Origin of the sequence: Streptomyces sp. H27-H1 (genome assembly GCF_026627445.1) — a bacterium.
Taxonomy (GTDB): Bacteria; Actinomycetota; Actinomycetes; order Streptomycetales; family Streptomycetaceae; genus Streptomyces.
The window spans coordinates 35,370-53,687 of the sequence record NZ_JAPNLJ010000029.1; the positions used below are offsets into that span (position 1 = coordinate 35,370).

Annotated in this window: 17 protein-coding genes and 1 pseudogene; 7 read left to right on the forward strand and 11 right to left on the reverse strand. The window is 72.4% G+C overall.

The annotated features are described in order from the left end of the window. Nucleotides 1-51: 51 nt before the first annotated feature. Together OTB20_RS27195 and OTB20_RS27200 are read left to right on the forward strand one after the other, a co-directional pair. A complete protein-coding gene (locus OTB20_RS27195) occupies nucleotides 52-1,428 on the forward strand; it encodes an MFS transporter (RefSeq protein WP_267821398.1) in 1,377 nt (458 codons plus the stop codon). A gap of 310 nt (nucleotides 1,429-1,738) precedes the next feature. After that, nucleotides 1,739-2,113, forward strand: coding sequence for an RNA polymerase-binding protein RbpA (locus tag OTB20_RS27200; RefSeq protein WP_031146696.1), 375 nt, complete (start codon nucleotides 1,739-1,741; stop codon nucleotides 2,111-2,113). 120 nt (nucleotides 2,114-2,233) lie between these two features. On the opposite strand, the gene fxsA is transcribed toward OTB20_RS27200, so the two are convergent. From fxsA to OTB20_RS27220, 4 genes are all read right to left on the reverse strand, one after another. After that, nucleotides 2,234-2,818 carry an FxsA family membrane protein gene (fxsA, locus tag OTB20_RS27205; protein WP_267821400.1) on the reverse strand — a complete coding sequence of 195 codons (585 nt, stop codon included), beginning with the start codon at nucleotides 2,816-2,818 and terminating at the stop codon, nucleotides 2,234-2,236. Nucleotides 2,819-2,909: 91 nt separating this feature from the next. Continuing rightward, on the reverse strand, nucleotides 2,910-3,731 hold the full coding sequence (locus OTB20_RS27210; RefSeq protein ID WP_267821402.1) for a polyprenol monophosphomannose synthase: 822 nt from the start codon (nucleotides 3,729-3,731) through the stop codon (nucleotides 2,910-2,912). Between the two features lie 307 nt (nucleotides 3,732-4,038). Then, nucleotides 4,039-5,700: an amidohydrolase gene (locus OTB20_RS27215; protein WP_267821404.1), complete on the reverse strand. Its 1,662-nt coding sequence runs from the start codon at nucleotides 5,698-5,700 to the stop codon at nucleotides 4,039-4,041. A 123-nt stretch (nucleotides 5,701-5,823) separates the two neighbouring features. Continuing rightward, nucleotides 5,824-6,264, reverse strand: a complete 441-nt coding sequence (locus OTB20_RS27220; RefSeq protein WP_267756984.1) for an Lrp/AsnC family transcriptional regulator — start codon at nucleotides 6,262-6,264, stop codon at nucleotides 5,824-5,826. A 218-nt stretch (nucleotides 6,265-6,482) separates the two neighbouring features. On the opposite strand from OTB20_RS27220, the gene OTB20_RS27225 reads away from it, so the two are divergent. Beyond that, a complete protein-coding gene (locus tag OTB20_RS27225; protein WP_267821406.1) occupies nucleotides 6,483-6,935 on the forward strand; it encodes a hypothetical protein in 453 nt (150 codons plus the stop codon). Between the two features lie 16 nt (nucleotides 6,936-6,951). On the opposite strand, the gene OTB20_RS27230 is transcribed toward OTB20_RS27225, so the two are convergent. From OTB20_RS27230 to OTB20_RS27245, 4 genes and pseudogenes are all read right to left on the reverse strand, one after another. After that, nucleotides 6,952-8,055: a phosphotransferase family protein gene (locus tag OTB20_RS27230; protein WP_267821407.1), complete on the reverse strand. Its 1,104-nt coding sequence runs from the start codon at nucleotides 8,053-8,055 to the stop codon at nucleotides 6,952-6,954. Between the two features lie 60 nt (nucleotides 8,056-8,115). After that, the gene (locus tag OTB20_RS27235; protein ID WP_267821408.1) at nucleotides 8,116-9,252 is read right to left on the reverse strand and encodes a hypothetical protein; all 1,137 of its coding nucleotides are present in this window, start codon (nucleotides 9,250-9,252) and stop codon (nucleotides 8,116-8,118) included. A gap of 825 nt (nucleotides 9,253-10,077) precedes the next feature. Continuing rightward, nucleotides 10,078-11,247, reverse strand: a complete 1,170-nt coding sequence (locus tag OTB20_RS27240; RefSeq protein WP_267821410.1) for an acyl-CoA dehydrogenase family protein — start codon at nucleotides 11,245-11,247, stop codon at nucleotides 10,078-10,080. Nucleotides 11,248-11,651: 404 nt separating this feature from the next. Continuing rightward, nucleotides 11,652-12,197: pseudogene (locus tag OTB20_RS27245) on the reverse strand (TetR/AcrR family transcriptional regulator); the annotation flags it as partial. 188 nt (nucleotides 12,198-12,385) lie between these two features. Between OTB20_RS27245 and OTB20_RS27250 the strand changes: the two are divergent. Genes OTB20_RS27250 through OTB20_RS27260 form a run of 3 tightly spaced genes read left to right on the forward strand, consistent with a single transcriptional unit; the run spans nucleotide 12,386 to nucleotide 14,891 of the window. Then, nucleotides 12,386-12,934 (forward strand): DUF6230 family protein, encoded by a 549-nt coding sequence (locus OTB20_RS27250; RefSeq protein ID WP_420716496.1) that lies wholly within the window; start codon nucleotides 12,386-12,388, stop codon nucleotides 12,932-12,934. Further along, nucleotides 12,925-13,914, forward strand: coding sequence for a DUF6114 domain-containing protein (locus OTB20_RS27255; RefSeq protein WP_267821411.1), 990 nt, complete (start codon nucleotides 12,925-12,927; stop codon nucleotides 13,912-13,914). The genes OTB20_RS27250 and OTB20_RS27255 overlap by 10 nt, the downstream gene beginning before the upstream one ends. Then, nucleotides 13,911-14,891, forward strand: coding sequence for a hypothetical protein (locus tag OTB20_RS27260; protein ID WP_267821414.1), 981 nt, complete (start codon nucleotides 13,911-13,913; stop codon nucleotides 14,889-14,891). The genes OTB20_RS27255 and OTB20_RS27260 overlap by 4 nt, the downstream gene beginning before the upstream one ends. Here OTB20_RS27260 and OTB20_RS27265 read toward each other — a convergent pair. The 3 genes from OTB20_RS27265 to OTB20_RS27275 all read right to left on the reverse strand — a co-directional run bounded on the left by OTB20_RS27265 (nucleotide 14,866) and on the right by OTB20_RS27275 (nucleotide 17,051). Next, nucleotides 14,866-15,024 carry an SCO1431 family membrane protein gene (locus tag OTB20_RS27265; RefSeq protein ID WP_267821416.1) on the reverse strand — a complete coding sequence of 53 codons (159 nt, stop codon included), beginning with the start codon at nucleotides 15,022-15,024 and terminating at the stop codon, nucleotides 14,866-14,868. The genes OTB20_RS27260 and OTB20_RS27265 overlap by 26 nt on opposite strands. Nucleotides 15,025-15,140: 116 nt before the next feature. Next, on the reverse strand, nucleotides 15,141-15,566 hold the full coding sequence (locus OTB20_RS27270) for an SPW repeat protein (RefSeq protein ID WP_267756939.1): 426 nt from the start codon (nucleotides 15,564-15,566) through the stop codon (nucleotides 15,141-15,143). A gap of 84 nt (nucleotides 15,567-15,650) precedes the next feature. After that, nucleotides 15,651-17,051: a peptidase C39 family protein gene (locus OTB20_RS27275; RefSeq protein ID WP_267821417.1), complete on the reverse strand. Its 1,401-nt coding sequence runs from the start codon at nucleotides 17,049-17,051 to the stop codon at nucleotides 15,651-15,653. Between the two features lie 406 nt (nucleotides 17,052-17,457). Here OTB20_RS27275 and OTB20_RS27280 point away from each other — a divergent pair, with 406 nt between their 5' ends. After that, nucleotides 17,458-18,102, forward strand: coding sequence for a uridine kinase family protein (locus tag OTB20_RS27280; RefSeq protein ID WP_267821418.1), 645 nt, complete (start codon nucleotides 17,458-17,460; stop codon nucleotides 18,100-18,102). Nucleotides 18,103-18,318 lie beyond the last annotated feature (216 nt).

Sequence of the window (18,318 nt, forward strand, 5' to 3'; positions counted from 1 at the left end):
GCGCCAGGTGGCGGCGGTCGCGGCGGTACGGGGACCAGCGAGGGGGAACCAATGAGTGCGCAGACGACCGAAGACGCGGAACCGGGGGCCGAGGACGGCAGATCGGCCGCCGCGGCGGCGCGCAAGCGCGAGCAGCACGGCTGGTACTTCTACGACTTCGCCTGCTCCGTCTACTCGACGAGCGTGCTCACCGTGTTCCTCGGGCCGTACCTGACGGCGGTGGCCAAGGCCGCCGCCGACTCCGACGGGTACGTCCATCCGCTGGGCATCCCGGTGCGCGCGGGCTCCTACTTCGCGTACACCGTGTCGGCCTCGGTGATCGTGGCGGTCCTGATCATGCCTCTGGTGGGCGCCCTGGCCGACCGCAGCGGCCGCAAGAAGCCGCTGCTGGCGGCGGCCGCCTACACGGGCGCGACGGCGACCGCCGGCATGTTCCTCCTGGGCGGTGACCGCTATCTGCTCGGCGGGCTGCTCCTGATCGTCGCCAACGCCTCCCTGGCGGTCTCGATGGTGCTCTACAACGCCTATCTGCCGCAGATCTCCACCGCGGAGGAACGGGACACCGTCTCCTCGCGGGGCTGGGCCTTCGGGTACACCTCGGGCGCCCTGGTGCTCGTACTGAACCTGGTGGTCTACCAGGGCCACGACTCCTTCGGGCTCTCCGAGAGCGAGGCCGTACGGATCTGCCTGGCCTCGGCGGGGCTGTGGTGGGGGGCCTTCGCGATCATCCCGCTGCGCCGGCTGCGGGACCGGGCCGTGGTCCGGGAGCCCGGGAAGGGGCCGGCCGTCAGCGGCTGGAAGCAGCTCGTGGCCACGCTGAAGGACATGCGGCGCTATCCGTTGACCCTGTCGTTCCTGCTGGCGTACCTGATCTACAACGACGGCGTGCAGACCGTGATCTCCCAGGCCTCCGTCTACGGCTCGGAGGAGCTGGAGCTCGAGCAGTCGACCCTCATCGTGGCCGTGCTGCTGGTGCAGGTGCTGGCGGTGGCGGGTGCGCTGGGGATGGGCCGGCTGGCCGTCCGGTTCGGCGCCCAGCGGACGATTCTCGGATCGCTGGCCGCCTGGGCCGTCACGCTGGCCGCCGGATACTTCCTGCCGGCCCGGACCCCGGCGTGGTTCTTCGTACTCGCCGCGATGATCGGGCTGGTCCTGGGCGGCAGCCAGGCGCTGTCCCGCTCGCTGTTCTCGCACCTGGTGCCGGCGGGCAAGGAGGCCGAGTACTTCTCCGCGTACGAGATGAGCGACCGGGGGCTGAGCTGGGTGGGACCGCTGGTATTCGGGCTCACGTACCAGGTCACGGGCAGCTACCGGGACGCGATCATCTCGTTGGTGGTCTTCTTCGCACTGGGTTTCGTGCTGCTCGCCAGAGTGCCGGTGCGGCGCGCGGTGGAGGCGGCGGGGAATCCTGTACCCGAGCGGATCTGACCAGGGGTCCGACAGGCAGACGGGCCACGGGCACGCGAATTCGGAACAAATTTCGACGTTCAAGCTAAGGGCCGGTAGTGTACGCCTTTGGCCTGCCAGGCGGACCGTTACTGCGCGCTTATGAAGTGAAGACGTTGGGTGACATCTGCTGCCAGATGTGACAAACCGGGCACTGGTGGGTACAACAAAGGGCGGTACGACGGGCGACGCATGACCCGGAGCGGGAATCTATACCGCCGACCGGACGTTGACCGGATGACGACGACAGCGACACCTGTCCTGTGGGCGACAAGCCCGGGAGGCACGATTCATGAGTGAGCGAGCTCTCCGCGGTACGCGGCTCGTGGTTACCAGCTACGAGACGGACCGCGGCATCGATCTGGCCCCGCGCCAGGCGGTGGAGTACGCATGCCAGAACGGACATCGATTTGAGATGCCGTTCTCGGTTGAGGCAGACATTCCGCCGGAGTGGGAGTGCAAGGCGTGTGGCGCCATGGCACTCCTTGTTGACGGGGATGGGCCCGAAGAGAAGAAGGGCAAGCCTGCGCGAACGCACTGGGACATGCTCATGGAGCGACGCACCCGCGAGGAGCTGGAGGAAGTGCTGGCCGAGAGGCTGGCGGTCCTTCGTTCCGGCGCCATGAACATTGCCGTGCATCCGCGGGACAGCCGCAAGTCCGCCTGACAGCCGGACGCCACACAGCGGCACCGCAGTACCAGTAAGACAGTACGAAGCCGAGGGGCCCCGACACACAGTGTGTGGCGGGGCCCCTCGGCTTTCTGTTGCCCTGTTCCGCCCGGTCCGTCAGGGGGTCAGCGGCGGCCGGTAGCCGCTGTCGGGCCGCTGCGGCCCGTCCTCGCGGATGACCTCGCCGTGGATGACCTCGCCCGCGACGACCTTGCCGTCCGGGTAGCGGATACGGGCCTGCTGGAAGGCCTCCCCGAAGGTGCCGGCCGGCGCGGAGGCCATCTTCCGCTCCAGCGAGCGGGCGGCCCGGCGGCCGATCCAGGCGCGGACGGGCGGGAGCAGGAGCAGCAGACCCGCCGCGTCGGACAGCAGGCCCGGCATCATCAGGAGCAGACCGGCCAGCATGGTCAGGCCGTTGCCCGTGCCGGGCTGCTGTGCGGCCGGCTGCCGGCCCGCCTGGGCCTGCTGGAAGGTGTCCGTCAGGTTCTTGAAGGCACGCCGCCCGGCCCGCTTGGTGACCACCGCACCCAGCACCAGGCCGCCCGCGAGCAGCAGGGCGACGCCCCCGCCGCCGAGCGCTCCGGCGACCAGGCCGAGCAGCCAGATCTCCAGGATCAGCCAGGCCGCGATGGCCAGGGGAAAGTACGTACGGGCGGGCGAACGCCGCCGGGGGGCCGTAGAGGTCGGGACTCCGGTCGTCATATCACCAGTGTGCCTGGGCCGATATAAAAGCGTCCTCAGCCGGAGGTACCGGACATCCCCTAGGGGTGGCGGGACCGCCCCCCGGCGCAGGCTAGCGGGACCGGACCTTGCCCGTCAGCTTGCTGGACACCTTGTCCGAGAGCTTGCCGGCGTGCTCCTTCAGACCCCACTGGGTGACCCGCCAGAGGGCCTCCACCACGATGTCCTTGCTCATCTTGCTGTCGCCGAACTCGCGCTCGACGAAGGTGATGGGCACCTCGACCACCCGGAAGCCCTTGCGCACGGCCCTGCGGGCCAGGTCGACCTGGAAGCAGTAGCCGGCGGAGGCCACGTCGGCCAGGCCCAGCCCTTCGAGGGTCTCGCGGCGGAAGGCGCGGTAACCGCCGGTCACGTCGCGGATCGGGACGTCCAGCATCAGCCGGGAGTACGTGGACCCGCCCCGGGAGAGGAACTCGCGGCTCTTGGGCCAGTTGACGACCCGGCCGCCCGGCACCCAGCGGGAGCCCAGTACCAGGTCGGCGCCCTCCAGGGCGGTGAGCAGCCTGGGCAGCTCCTCGGGCTGGTGGGAGCCGTCGGCGTCCATCTCGATGATGACGCCGTAGCCGTTCTCCAGGCCCCAGCCGAAGCCGGCCAGGTAGGCGGCCCCGAGCCCTTCCTTGCCCTTGCGGTGCAGGACGTGGACCTGGTCGTCCGTGGCCGCCAGCTCGTCGGCGAGCTTTCCGGTGCCGTCCGGGCTGTTGTCGTCCGCGACCAGGACGTGGGCCCCGGGCACAGCCGCGCGGACGCGGCCGACGATCAGCCCGATGTTCTCCGCCTCGTTATAGGTCGGAATGATCACCAAGGCCGTGCCGAGCGGTCCGTAGCTTCGCTGTCCGCCGTCGCTCACTGATTCCCCTTTTGCGTTCTCGCACATCCAGTACGTCGTGTCGCAGAGGATGATTTTAGAACAGCGATCGGGGCCCGCGGTCCTTCGGGCCGGACCGGCTCCCGCTGGCCGCGGGCCGCCTGACCGTTGTCTACTGGACCGCAGGTCCCCGATCTGAGGCCACCCGCCCCGAGCTCCTACGGAGCAGGGGGACACCCTTCCGGCGAAACCTTCCCTCGCCCCCGAGGCGCGGGCGCGGCTGAGCCAACGGCTCCGGCCGGTTCGGACGTCCGGTGGTGGACCCGGCCGAACCTATCCGGGTCCGGCCGCCCTCACCGAGCCACGGCCCCCCGGATCACCCCTGTGGCCGTACGAATACCTCCCGGCCGCCGACCACGGTGGCCAGGCAGACCGGCAGCTCGCCGCCGGGGGTCAGGTCCGGCAGGCCGGGGGTACCGGAGCGGGGGTCCGTGGACCAGCGGGCGACCCGGTCGTCGGGGGCCTGGACCACCAGTTCGGAGGTCTCCCAGACCGCGTAGTCGGCCGGTGCGCCGGGGACCAGGATGCCCGCGTCGTCGCGACCCAGGGCCCGCCAGCCGCCCCGGGTGTGGGCGGCGAAGGCGGCCCGTACGGAGATTCGGTGGGCGGGTGTGTGGTGGAAGGCGGCCGCCCGGACGGTTCCCCAGGGGTCGAGCGGGGTGACCGGGGCGTCGGAGCCGAAGGCGAGCGGGACGCCGGCCTTGAGCATGGCCGCGTACGGGTTGAGGGTGCGGGCGCGCCCGGCGCCGAGCCGGTCGGCGTACATGCCCTCCTCTCCGCCCCACAGCGCGTCGAAGGCGGGCTGCACGGAGGCCGTGAGGCCAAGCTCCGCGAAGGCGGCGATGGTGGCCGGGGTCATCATCTCGGCGTGCTCGACGCGGTGCCGGGCGGCTCGGACCCGGTCCAGGCCGACCTTGTCGGCGGCGGCCCGGATCCCGGTGACGACGGCGGTGATCGCGGCGTCGCCGATGGCGTGGAAGCCCGCCTGGAGGCCCGCCTCGGTGCAGGCGGCGACGTGTTCGGCGACGGCCCGCGCGTCGAGGTAGTCGGTGCCGGTGTGCTCCGCGTCGGCGTAGGGGGCGTGCAGGCAGGCGGTGTGCGAGCCGAGGGCTCCGTCTACGAAGAGGTCGCCGGCGGCGCCGACGGCGCCGAGTTCCTCGACCCGGGCGAGGTCGCGGTCGGCCCAGTAGCCGAAGACCCGGGGGCCGGGGTGGGTCTGCGCCAGCTCCAGGAGGGCCGTGAAGTCCTCCGGGGAGGAGATCTCGGGGCCGCCGCACTCGTGGACGGAGCCGATCCCCAGGGAAGCGGCCCGGTCGAGGGCGGCCTTCTGGGCCTCGGAGCGCTGGACCGGGGTGAGCGCGCCGAGCGCGGCCCGGCGTACGGCGTGGTGGGCGTCGCGGGTCAGCGGCTCGTCGGCGGCTCCGCGGGCCTCAGGGACCAGCTGGAGCAGTGCGGTGGTCACCACGGCGGAGTGCGCGTCGATGCGGCTGAGGTAGAGCGGGCGGCCGCCGGTGGCCTCGTCGAGCTCCTGCCTGCGGGGGGCGCGGCGTTCGGGCCAGCGGGCGGCGTCCCAGCCGTGGCCGAGGAGCACCCGGTCGGCGGGGCGGCCGTCCGCGTAGGCGCGTACGCGCTGGAGGGCCTCGGCGAGGGAGGCGGCCGTGGACAGGTCCAGGCCGGTGAGGGCGAGACCGGCGGAGGTGGTGTGCACGTGGGCGTCGGTGAAGGCGGGGGTGACGAGCGCCCCGCCGAGGTCGACGACCTCGTCCACGCCCTGCGCGAAGGCATCGGCCGCGCCCTCGGAGCCGACCCAGGCGATGTGGCCGCGCTCGACGACCATCGCGGTGGCGAAGGGGTCGGCGGGACTGTGGACCTCCCCGCCGCGCAGGAGGACGGTGCGGAGGCCTCCGGCGGTCGGGTCGGAGGCGGCGGTGCGGGGGCCTCCGGCAGCGGTGGCGGAGTCGGCGGTGCGGTCTGTCATGCCGACCAGTCTCGCGGGTCCGCTCCGCGCCCCGGACCACACCCCCCTGCGTGTGCGGGGGCCTGCGGCGCTGCTCCCGTGCCTGCCCGGTCCGCCATTTCTCCGAGCGGGCCGCGGGTGGGGCTACACCCGGGGCGGGCGGGCCTCGTAGGGGGTGGAGAGGACCACCGTCGTCCGGGTGGAGACGTGGGCCAGGGCCCGCAGGCGGCCGAGGAGGTCTTCCAGTTCCAGCGGGGTCGCGACCCGGACCTTGAGGATGTAGTTCTCGTCGCCCGCGACGCTGTGGCAGGCCTCGATCTCGGGAACCCCGGCGAGCCGGTCCGCGATGTCGTCCGGCGAGCTCGGATCGAAGGGCTTGACCGAGATGAAGGCCGTGAGGGGAAGACCGACGGCCTCGGGGTCGACGACGGCCGCGTACCCGCGGATGACCCCACGCTGCTCCAGGCGGCGTACTCGCTGATGGACCGCCGACGTGGACAGTCCGGTGGCCTTGCCCAGGTCCGTGTAGCTCATCCGCCCGTCCCGCACGAGCAGATCCACGATCTGGCGGTCCAGCTCCTCCATTGCGCTCATAGCCGCACAACCTACGGCCCCGAACCGTTCAGGCCCAGTCGTGTCCACGTATTGAAGTGGCACCTGCGGCGGGCATGTGACCAAGGCCACACGGGTATGCGGGCGTACGGCGGCCGGATGTGGTTACTCGTGCCGCGTGACGGGAAGTGCTTGGGGTGGCCGTGGCCGAGGAACCTGCCCGCCCGGCCCACCCAAGGGGGAGTACATCCATGCTGAACACCAAGCGCGCCGGTCGCACCGAACCGGAGCCCCTGGAAATCGTCGAGGGCGACTACGCCGACGATGACGACTACCTCGCGTACGGCGAGGGATTCGAGATCCACCACGCGATCTGCCCCGACTGCGGCCAGGCGATCGCCCTCGTCGCCGACGAGGAGTACCTGCCGCAGCACGCCCTCTGCCTGACCCCGTGGAACCCCTTCGGACTCACGGTCTGCGCGGGCACCGGCCGGCCGGCCTCCGACGCGCTGCCCACCCTCGGCTTCGGCGCCGACGAGAGCGGGACCCCGGAGCTGGAGCCCGTCGTGCACCTGGCGCTGCCACAGGGGCTGGACTGGCGGACGCAGCCGTTCTCGCACGTCGGCGGCCCCGCCTCACGTCCCGTGAGCACGCCGGCGCCCGCGGCGCTGCCGCAGATGCGCCAGCACGCGCAGGCCGCCTGAGCCACGTACCGAGCGGCTACCAGTACGTTCCCTGCACCATGGCGGTGAGACTGGCATGGTGCAGGATCAGGCTGTCGGGATCCGCCGGGATCTCGACCTCGCCGAAGTGCGCCTGGCGGTAGGCGATGCGCAGCATCACGATCCCGTGCCGCAGGGCGGCGTAGAGCGTGTGGAACTCCATGTCCTGCGGCGTGTGCCCGGTGAGTTCGGCGTACCGGCGCTCGATGTCCTCGCGGCGCAGGAACTCCGGCAGGCCCGGCTGGCCGAAGCCGACGGTCAGGTCCTGGAAGAATCGGTGCAGGTACACGATCCAGCCGAGGTCGACCTCGCGCGGGGCGCAGGCCGCCATCTCCCAGTCGAGGACGGCCACGGGCTCGAAGCCGTCGGCCTCGTAGACGACGTTGCCGATGCGCGCGTCGCCCCAGTTCAGGACGGCCGGGCCGCCCTCTTCGGCGGGCCAGAGCTCTTCGAGGCGGGCGAACGCCCTTTCCAGCAGTGGTGATCGGGACTTCCCCGCCACCACCCAGTCGTAGTAGGCGCGTTGGGCTTCCACGTGCCGGAGCAGCGGGCTGCCGTCCCCCTCCGGGAGGAGGAACTGCGCCTCCCCGGGCGGGAACTGATCGTGCAGCCGGGCGAGCAGCGCGACACTCGACTCCTGGAGCGCGGCGCGCTGAGCGTCGGTCGCGGCGTGCAGCCAGTTGCCCTCGTAGGTGTAGGGCATCACGTCGGGCGGTACGCGCCCTTCGGCGCGGGCCATCACGAAGAACGGGGCCCCGAGCGGGCCGGGATCCTCTTCCAGCCACTGCACGCGCGGGACCGGCAGGTCGGTGTGGGTGGCGACCAGGCTCATGACCCTGTGCTGGCGGGGCATGTCGTAGGTGGGGAACACGGTGTAGGCGGCCGGGTCGGCGGCGAGGCGCAGTGCGCAGGCGCGGATCGGGGCGTCGGGGTGCTCTATGTCGAAGAGCAGGGTCTCGCTGGACATGCCGTTGGAACCGGGGACCGAGATGTTGGTGACCTTCGCACCGGGGAGCTCGGTGTCGAGCCAGGCGGCGAGGCGCCGGCCCAGCTCCTCGGGTTCGCGGGTGGAGGTGCGGGGGCGCGGTGCCGGTCCTGCCATGGGATACCCCTTCGCTGACGTGACTGCTGCTGCTGTGGCGGGTGCGGTGCCGGCGGATTGTTACGGGGCCACCGAGCTGTAGTCGGCGAAGCCGCTGGGGTCGTGGCGGCCGAAGCTGCCGTGCTCGAAGATGCCGTAGCCGGTGCGGCCTTCGAGGGTGAAGCGGGCCGAGTGGTCGGTGACCCCGAAGGCGGCCATGGGGTGGGCCGCGGGATCGGAGAGGTCGTAGCTGCGGCGGTCGGTCCAGCCGCGGCCCTGCCAGGTGCCGTGCTGCCAGTCGGAGGCGGGCGGGTAGCCGGCCCCGACGGCGAGCGGGGAGGAGTTCAGGATCTCCACGCCGAGTTCGAGGGGTTTGCGGCCGACCGGATCGGTGAGATGGACTACGGCGCTCTCGGGGTGGCGGCCGCCCGGCCGGTAGCGGATGTCGGTGTGCGGCCAGCCGAGCTGGATGTCACGCCGGCCGCTGCCCTCTGGGAACACCTGGACGGCTTCGCTGAGGGCCCGGTGGCCGTCGGCGTCCTCCTGGGTGATGACCATCAGGAAGCGGTCCTCGAAGCGGACGGGGATCCAGAGCCAGTGGAAGCCCTCGGGCCGGTGCTCCTCGGCGGCGCGGCCGCCGTCCTCCCCGGGGATGGGGCGAACGCCCCAGCTGCGGTCGCGGGTGCCGGTCCAGTCGGCGGCGTCGAGGGTGAACACCTCGCCCTTGGCCCGGATGGTGCCGGTGACTCCGCCCGCCTGGACGAAGCGGCGGCCTTCGAGGATGAGGCGGTCGCCGCGGCGCTGGGTGTGGTGCGGCTCCCACACGGCGGGGAACTCGGCGGTCCAGGTGATGTCGTACGAGAGCCCGTCGGGATCGGCGGGGTCGGCGGCGCAGGAGAGGGTGAGCCGCTGCAGGGGTTCGTCGACGGTGATGCGGAGCGGTCCGACGGAAAGGTTCATGCGGTCGTCGGTGAGGGCGTCGGAAGCCCGGACCGCGAGGAGCTCGTCGCCGATGCGGAGGGTGGCGTAGGCGTCGATGACTCCGGCGTTGGGGTAGACCCCGAGGCCGAGGATCAGAACGGCACGGCCCGCATGGTCGAAGACGTGGAAGATGCAGCGGTCGTAGGCGTTGCGGTCGCCGGTGACGAGGTACTTCATCGACAACGGGGCCTGGTGGATGGGGTATTCGTCGAGCGGTACGGGCCGGTCGGCGGGCATGGCGAACCTCCGGGTAGGGGTGTGGGGATGACACCTCGAGCGGAATTGACGGTACGTCAGATGACGGCGTGGGGGCCAGGGTTGTGGCACGGACTGTCAGGGAGACACGTCGTGCGGGGCTTCGCGGGGGCGGGACGGCGGGGCCAAGGGCCGGGGGCCGGGGCGGACCGCAGGCCGGTCCGGGCACTGCTCCCTCCCCCCGAGGCCGGGGCGTGTCCGCCGCCCGGTCGGGGACGCCTTCGGCTCGGCCGGGGGCGCCGTCGTGGCGGCGGCGGCGGGACCGCCGGGGCGGAGTGGGGCGGGGCAGCAGGGCGGGGCCAGGGTGGCGGGAACCGGGCGGAGCGGGTCCGAGGCGGACGGGCACCCCAGCGGGGCGGAGTGCGGCCCGGGGGCCCGGACGGAGCGGAGCCCTGCGGGGTGGAGTGGCTCCGGGGTCGCGGGGCCGGGTGGGGAGGCGTCGAACGGATGGGCGGGGTTACCCGTGGGTCCGGTGGCGCGTTGGCCCGGTATGACCACGATGGAGACTTCCACGCCGAGGGTGGGGCGCCGCCGAAGGGCGCCGGCCGCAGGGTACGAAGAATCGGTTCGGCAGGCTCCGGCGCCGGCCCCGGACCCGCCCATCTACAGCGAGCTGCTCACCCGGTGGGAGGAGGACGGCCGGACGGTGCCGGGGCAGCGCGATCCGGAGTGGTTCCGGATCGCCTCCTCCCCCATCTGGCCGAGCGGCCCCCTCTTCGGCGGTTGACCGCTCACGACGCGAGCAGGCCGGTCACGGCGCGAGCAGGTCACCGTGTGAGCAGGCCTGCCACCGCGCGAGCAGGCCGGTCAGCGGGATTCCGGGCCCGCCAGGTGGCGGGCGATCACCATGCGCTGGATCTGGTTCGTGCCCTCCACGATCTGGAGCACCTTCGCTTCGCGCATCAGCCGCTCGACCGGGAAGTCCGCCGTGTAGCCGTAGCCGCCCAGTACCTGGACCGCGTCCGTCGTGACGGCCATCGCCGCGTCGGTGCAGAAGAGCTTGGCCATCGCCGCCTGCCGGGAGAACGGCTTGCCCGCGTCCCGCAGCCGCGCCGCCGCCAGGTACAGCGCGCGGCCCGCCTCGATCTTCGTCGCCATGTCGGCCAGCATGAACCGCAGGCCCTGGAAGTCCGCGATGGGGTGCCCGAACTGCTTGCGGTCCAGCGCGTAGAGCACGGCTTCGTCGAGGGCGGCCTGCGCCACCCCGATCGCGCAGGCGGCGATGCCGAGGCGGCCCGCGTCCAGGGCGGCCAGGGCGATGGTGAAGCCCTGCCCCTCCTTGCCGATGCGGCGGGTGTCGGGGACCCGTACGCCGTCGAAGTGCAGCTGGGCGGTGGGCGAGCCCTTCATGCCCATCTTCTTCTCGGGGATGGCGGCCGTGAGGCCTTCCGCGTCGCCCGGCACCAGGAAGGCCGTGATGCCCTTCGGGCCGTCCACGCCCGTGCGGGCCAGCACCGTGTAGAAGTCGGCGACCCCGCCGTGGGTGATCCAGGCCTTGGTGCCGTCGATGATCCAGTCGTCGCCGTCCCTGACCGCCCTGGTGGTCAGCGAGGCCGCGTCCGAGCCGGCGCCCGGCTCGGAGAGGCAGTACGCGCCGAGCAGCCCGCCGCCGAGCATCGCGGGCAGGTGGGCGGCCTGCTGCTCCTTGGTTCCGTAACCGGCCAGGCCGTGGCAGGCCAGCGAGTGCACGCTGACCCCGAGCCCGACGGTCAGGCGGGCGGCGGCCAGCTCCTCCAGTACCTGGAGGTAGACCTCGTAGGGCTGGTCACCGCCGCCGGATTCGCCGGCGTACGGGAGACCGAGCAGCCCGGACTCGGAAAGGAGCCGGAAGATCTCCCGGGGGAAGCGGCCCGCGTCCTCGTCCTCGGCGGCCCGGGGGCGGATCTCCCGCTGCGCGATCTCGCGTACGAGCGCGAGCAGGTCGCGGGACTCCTCGGTGGGCAGCTGGCGGTCCACCTGCGGCGCGCGGTCGGTCATGGCGGCGCTCTCCTCATTCGTCAAGCACGGGGCGGCGCGTGAGGGTGTTACGCGTCGCCGGGTCTCGGGGCTCACAGCCGATGGTGCCCTCCCGGATCGCGGAAGGGCCTGTTCAAGGGGCTGCGGCGGTTGTTGAGTATGCCCGATCAGGGGCTTCCCGTCACTGCTGCGAGATCGTCCTCGGGGACGGGCGGGGCCGGGCACTCGGGGACGAACTCCTCGATCACCGTCAGGGTCGCGCGCAGCGTGCGCACCAGCAGGGCGCCGACCTCGGCCCGGTCGGGGTGGCCGCCGACCCCGGGTCGGCGGGCCGCGGGGATCTGCGGGACAGCCCCCGCGGTGCTCTCCGCGAGCAGCTCCGCCGGGGTCTCGGCGGAGGAGTCCGCGAGGGTCTCGACGGGGGGCTCCGCACGGGTCTGCGCAGGGGGCTCCGCCGGGCCGATCCAGTCGAGGGTGCTGCCCTCCACGCCCGACAGCCAGCCGACCAGTGCCAGCCGGGCGATCGGCGGGATGTCGCGGCGGCCGTACGCGCCTTCGGCGATGGCCGCGAGGAGTTCCTCGCGGACGGCGTCGCGGATGGCGAGGACCTCGGAGTCGGATCCGACGCCGCCGGTGACGATGGTGCGGTAGGCGGCCTGGTGGTGCTCGGCGTAGTACAGGTAGCCGTCGATGGTGGTGCGCACCCGCTGGGCGTTGGGCAGTTCGCTCTCACCCGCGGCGCGGGCCACGAGCTCGGCCACCGAGTCCTCGACGATGGCGAGGTAGTAGCCGCGTTTGCTCTTGAAGTAGTAGTAGATGAGCCCCTTGGCGACGCCCGCGTGCTTGGCGATGTCGTCCATGGAGAGCGCGTCGTACGAGGTGTCGGCGAACAACTTGCGGCCGATCGCTATCAGTTCGGCCCGCCGAACCTGCGAACGCCCGGTCGTTCCCCGCTGTTGACTATTATTCAAATTCGGCCCTAGCCTCGAACTGCCACAGGATGCCCGAAGTATGGCAGACCCGTGTGCACTCCCCTTTGCACTTCCCCCGCGCACCAGACGACGTACGGGAGGAACACATCATGGGCAACGCCAGGACGAGCACGACGAGAAATACGGCCGAGGGCCGGGTCCACTGGAAGAAGACGGCCGCCGTCGCGATGCCCGCGATCGTCGCGGTCGGGGCGATGGCGATGGTCATGGCGCAGGGCGCGCTCGCCGCCTCCTTCGCCGTCTCGGGGACCAGTTTCCAGGTCTCCTCATCCAAGCTGAGCAGCAAGGGCCTGGCCTCCTACGTACAGACGGACCGCTCCGTCGACGGCAAGGGGCATCCCGTCGCACTGCTCGGCATCGGCGAGGCCACCCTCACGGACATCTGCCAGGCCGCCGAGGTGGACACCCCGGTGGGCAAGGTGGTCTTCAAACTGACCGCCGGCGGACCGGCCGGCAACGTCACCGCCAGCAGTCTCGTCATCGACGGCGAGGACCTGGCCGGCGACGCCGTCTTCGGGACGGCCCAGATCGGCCGCGACGCCTCCACCCTCGACCAGGTCGACGGGATCAAGGGCGAGGCCGGCAAGTTCGGCCTGCAGGCCGGGGACATCGAGGTGCTGGACGTGAAGTCGCACGCCTGGTCGGCGACCGGCGGCAACTTCCACCTCAAGGGGCTGAAGCTGAACGTCAGCCTGGACGGCAAGAAGTGCTTCTAGCCCTGCGCGGAGCCGCCTGGCCGGGCAGCGGGTGGCTGGAGCGGCGGCTCCCGCTGCCCGGCCCCCGCGGGCGGCTGCGCGCCTGGCGCCGCACCCGCCCCTTCTGGGGCGGACTGCTGGTGGTCCTGGGCGGTACCGAGCTGCTGCTGGTCCCGCTCTCCCCGCTCACCGTGCTGGTCAGCCTGGGCCTCGGCGGGATCGCCGCGATCGGGATCGGCCTCGCGCTGATCGCCGCCGGCCTGTTTCTGTGGCTGCTGCCCCAGGCCCGGACCTACGTCTCCGTTCACGCGCTGCTGCTCTCGGTGCTGTCCTTCGTGGCGACCAACCTCGGCGGATTCCTCCTCGGCATGCTGCTCGGCATCGCGGGCAGCGCGCTGGCCTTCGGCTGGACCCCGCTGCCCGATCCGGAGGCGGGCGAGGAGGGTCCCCGGGGGCGCCCCCGGACGAAGCCTGGGGGAATTCCGAGCCTGGACGGCAGCGGACCGCGCACCCTGGCCGCCGCGCTGCCGGTCGTACTGCTCGCCTCGCTAGTGGCGGGCGCTCCGCAGGCTGGGGCGGCCGGGCAGGGGCCGCCGATGGCCGCGCGCACTCCCCCGACCGTGACCACCTCGCTCTTCGCCCCGAAGGGCTTCGCCTTCGCGGGGGTCACCCAGGTGCCCACGGCGGACGGGCCGCTGAAGGTACTGGTCCTGCGGATGCGGGCGGCCACGCTCACCGACTACCGGCTGCGCACCCGCGACGGCGACGACGAGTACGGGCTCACCGCGAGCACCCTCGACCTGAGCGGCGACGTGACCTTGTACCTGACGAAGTTCAGCGGCTGCATCGAGGGACTGCTGTGCGTGACCTTCAGCCCGGACGGACTGCCCGCTCCCCCTGTCATCCCGCCGTTCGTCTTCATGACCCGGGTGAGCGCCGAGCAGGCGCTCGTCACCTCCGACGTGATCAGGACCGACGGCCTGCGGCTGGAGGCCTCGTGATCCCCGTACAGGCCGCGCCGCTGTGGGCGTACGGCATCGGCGCCACCTTCGCGGTGGCCGCCGGGCGCCAGCTCCAGTGGTGGGAGCGGTCGGTCCGGGGCGAGGGGGTCCGTACGAGGAGCCGCGCGGCCCATCCGTACCTGGCGCTCACCCTGCTCTACGCGGCCCTGCTGCCCGCCCCGACCGGGGTGTACCTGCTGTGGCAGAACCCGGCCTGGTCGACGATGCACGTGGCCCGCGACCACGACGGGGTATGGGCCGGCTTCGCCCTCTTCTACGTGGCCTCGGTGGTCGTGGGCGCACTGCTCGGCTTCCTGGCGGCGCGGCTGTTCGTCCTGGTCGGGGCCGGGTACTGGGGGTACCTCCAGGCGGTGGCCGGGTACTTCCTGCTGTTCTTCACCCTGATCCACGGGTGGGACGGCACGGGGTACGAGCGGCTGCTGAGCGCCGATCCGCGGGCCTTCGCCGGCTGGTCCGCGGACGGCGCGGCCGACGCGGCCGGCGACCCGGTGATCAACCGCTGCCTGGCCTTCGCGACCTCGGGCACCTTCCTGGCCCTGCTGACCTTCGGGACGGCCGTCATCGGCACGATGCTGCTCGCCGAGATCGGCTGGCTGGTGGAGGGCTGGCGGCTGCCGGGCGCGGCGGCGGACCTCAAGGTGCCCAGGGTGATCGCGGTGGCGATCGCCGGGATGGGGGTCTACGCGCTGCCGTTCGCCGGGGCACTGGGCGCGAGCGTCCTCGTGCGGCTGCTGGGATGGTGGGCGGGGGCCGGACTGTTCGCCCTGCTGGCCGGGGTGGTGCTGCTGCCGGCGCGCTCGCCCGTCCGGACGCTGTACGGGCTGGTGGGCGTTCCGGACCGGCACTGGCGGGTGGAACCGGAGGCGGAGCCCGATCCGGCGCCCGGGCCCGGGCCTGGGCCGGAGCCCGGATCCGGGGGCGGAGCGGGGGTCAGAAGAACCAGCCGACCTGGGTGACGAACATGGCCACGACCACCACCAGGGTCCACCCGAGAACGTGCTCCAGCCAGGACGAGGAATCGTCGTCGGGTCCGCCGGTGCTTACCAGGTCGCGGGCACGGGCGGTCAGGGCTGCGCTGTGTGCGGTCATGCCGTCCAATGTGACAGCGGTGGCGGCTTTCGCGGTAGAGACGATGGTCACTGGTGGCATGTCTCACGCCCCCGGCCGCGTGGCGCGGACCGGGGGCGCGAGGGGCTCGCGGCGGATCAGGTGGTGCGGTCGCGGCCCGCCATGCCCGCCATCGCCAGGGCGAGGCAGAGAGCGATACCGCCGGCGATGACGTTGCTCATCACCGTGCGGGTGGTGCTGACGTCGCCGGAGATGACGAAGGGCGCGACGATCGTCCAGGCGGCGAGACCGACCGCCGTCCAGGCCATGGCGTGCGTGCGTTCGTAAGCGGAGCCGAGTCCGCTCATGCAGAGGCAGTACGCCAGGCCCGCGATCAGGTTGTTGATCGCCAGCGAGCTGAGCCCACTGAATCCGGCGATCCACGGCGAGGCGGCGATGTAGAGGCCCGTGATCAGGGCCAGCGCCTCCACGACCTGGGCACTCGGGGTGCTGGTGACCCGCTCGAACCGCGAGCGCATCTCAGCGAGGTCGGGGTGGTGTTCGATTCTTGGTTGGGTGGTCATGGCGGGCTGCCTCCTATGAGAAGCTCTTGTTGCCCTTTTGCCCTTTATCTTCCACTTACATGCCATTTCCGGTCAACCGGAATCTCACAGCACACCGACCGCCCGCAGCGCGAGCACCTGAGCCTGGCTCGGCCGGATCGGACCGTAGAGGTAGCAGATGCCGCCGGTGCCGGAGACGACCTTGCCTGCCGCGTTGTGGCGCTTGGTGCGCAGCCAGTTGTTCTCGAACTGCCGACGCCGGTAGACGCGTCGTACGGCGGTGTTGTCGGCCGAGTTCGGGTCGTTGGCGATCACGTCGCCGGAGGCGGTGAAGCCGATGACGGTCATCAGGTGGCCGGCCGTGCCGTAGCCCGCGCCCGTGAGCTCCTCGGCCGTGAAGGACTGCGAGGTGATGACCGGGATTCCGGCCCGGACCAGGGTCTCCACCTCCGCGAGGGAGCCGAGCCGGGTGACGACGCCGGCCAGCTGCCGGTAGGTGGCCGCGTAGGCGGCGTTGAAGGGCCAGTTGCCGCAGCCCTTGTACGCCGCGTCGTAGGTGGAGCGGGCGGCGTGGCAGACCTGTGGGTCCGCGTAGCCCTTCTTGACCCAGGCCAGGGAGGTGGCGCTGGCCCTGCGGCCCCAGAACTCGATGATCATCTGCGAGGAGGTGGGGCTGCACCAGGCCTCGCCGCCGTTGTCGTACTCGGGGTACTGGCCGGCGTGCGTCTCCTGCGAGTACCTCGGCACCTTCAGCTCGTGGGCCGCGCCGGACCCGGTGGAGGCGGGGACCGTGAACCGGTCCGGAATGTCCGAGGCCATGGCGCCCGCCAGCCACACCGTGGGGCCGCGGACCGCCCCGGGCTTGCGGTACAGGGTCAGCCGCAGCCGCCAGTCCTTGATCCGCAGCCCGCTCGCGGGGGTGTCCACGGCCAGGGTGTCCGTCCAGACGGTGGACTTGCCGTCGGTCTGCCCGTCCACGGAGGTGCGCCGGATGTCGCCGTCGCCGGCGGCCCAGCGGCCCATCACGTACCAGGGAGTAGCGGCGCCGTCGGTGTAGGTGCCGCGCAGTTCGGCCTGGATCCAGGTGCCGGCCGGGGTGCGGGCGTTCCAGGACGCGATGGCCTCGGTGGCGGGCACGGTGGAGGTGTGGACCGGGGAGGTCCAAGTGGCGTACTCCCAGGTGCTCTTCTTCCCGGTGTGCGGGTCGGCGTACTCGCTGCGGCCCGCCGCGGTCTTGATCTCCAGGCCGGGGCGGGCACCGCCGACGGCGGTGGTGCCCTGATGGAGGCCGGCGCTCCAGTGGGCGTAGGAGTACCAGAAGCGGTTGTCCACCGTCTTGCGGGTGGCGGCGGTTTCGGCCGCCTCGGCCGCGGGGGTGGTCCCCGGGCCACTGGTGGGCGGCTTCGCCGCGGCGGCCGAGGCGCGGCCGGCCGGGACGGCGGCCGCGGTGGCCGCGGCGAGGACTACGGCCAGCAGGGCGCGGCGTGGTGTCGGTGCTGCGGTCATCGGCGTGGCCCCCAGGGGTCGGTGCGGTGGGTCGGCGGCTTCAGCCTTCCAGTTCCCGCATGCGGGGAGGTGAAGCCGGGGGGCCGTGTCGGGGTGACGCTCCCTCTCCTCTCGGGGCGGCTCCCTCTCCCCGCGCGCCGCCGCTCGGGGGGCGGGACGGGTTGTTCGCCGGGCGGGCTGGGCGAGCCGCCGGCTGGGGCGCAGCCGGCGGCCGGGGGCTCTCGGGTGGGAGCGATCCCTGCGGGGCCGCCCCCTACCCGCCCTTCGCCCGTTCCCCGGAGCTTCGCCCCGGACCCGTTTCCCGCGTGCGCCGCTCCCGGGGCTCCGCCCCGGACCCCGCGCCCCAAACGCCGGCGGGGCTGAAAGGCCGCCCAGGCGTCCGGGGCGGAGGCCATACGCTGGGGCGGTGGAGACTCAGCCGGCATTTCAGGCCCTCAGCGGACTCGCGCGCGAGATCGGCGCCCTGCCGCCTTCCCTCGGGCCGGTTCGGGTGATCGGTATCGATGGGCATGCCGGGTCCGGGAAGACCACCTTCGCGGGGGCACTTTCCGAGGCTCTGGGCGGGGCTCCCGTGTTGCGGCTGGATGATGTGGCCAGCCACGCGGAGCTGTTCGACTGGGTGGGGCGGTTGCGCGCGCAGGTGCTGGAGCCGCTCGCCGCGGGGCGGCCCGCGCACTGGGCTCCGTACGACTGGGTCGAGCGGCGGTTCGGTCCGGAGCGGGTGCTCGAGCCGGGTCCGGTGCTGCTCGTCGAGGGGGTGGGCGCCGGACGGCGCGCGCTGCGACCGCACCTGGCGCGGCTGCTGTGGATGGAGACACCGCGTGCGAAGTCCTGGGGGCGCGGGCGGAGCAGGGACGGGCGTGAACTGTCCGACTTCTGGGACGGATGGGAGCGCGCGGAGCTCGCGCACTTCGCGGATGATCCTTCGCGCCCCTTCGCGGACACCCTGGTACGGCAGAGCAGTACGGGATACGAGTGGACTTCCGGGGCTGCTGCGACGGCCGGATCCGCCACTTCGGTCACCGAAGGTGACGGGCCCCCCAAGGCCTGACGGGCCCCGGAAACACCCTCCGCGCAGGCGCCGTCCGGCTTCTTGACCCGGGGGCGGGGGCGGCCTTACGTTCTGAAGAGGCGGCTCTCACCGGCCGCCACGGTGACGAAGCCCCCGATTGTTCCCCCGTGATCGGGGGCTTCGTGCTGCCCGCGATCACGACGGAACACCCGCCCGGCACTCCCCCGTTGTGGCGCCGCACGGGGCACATCCCGG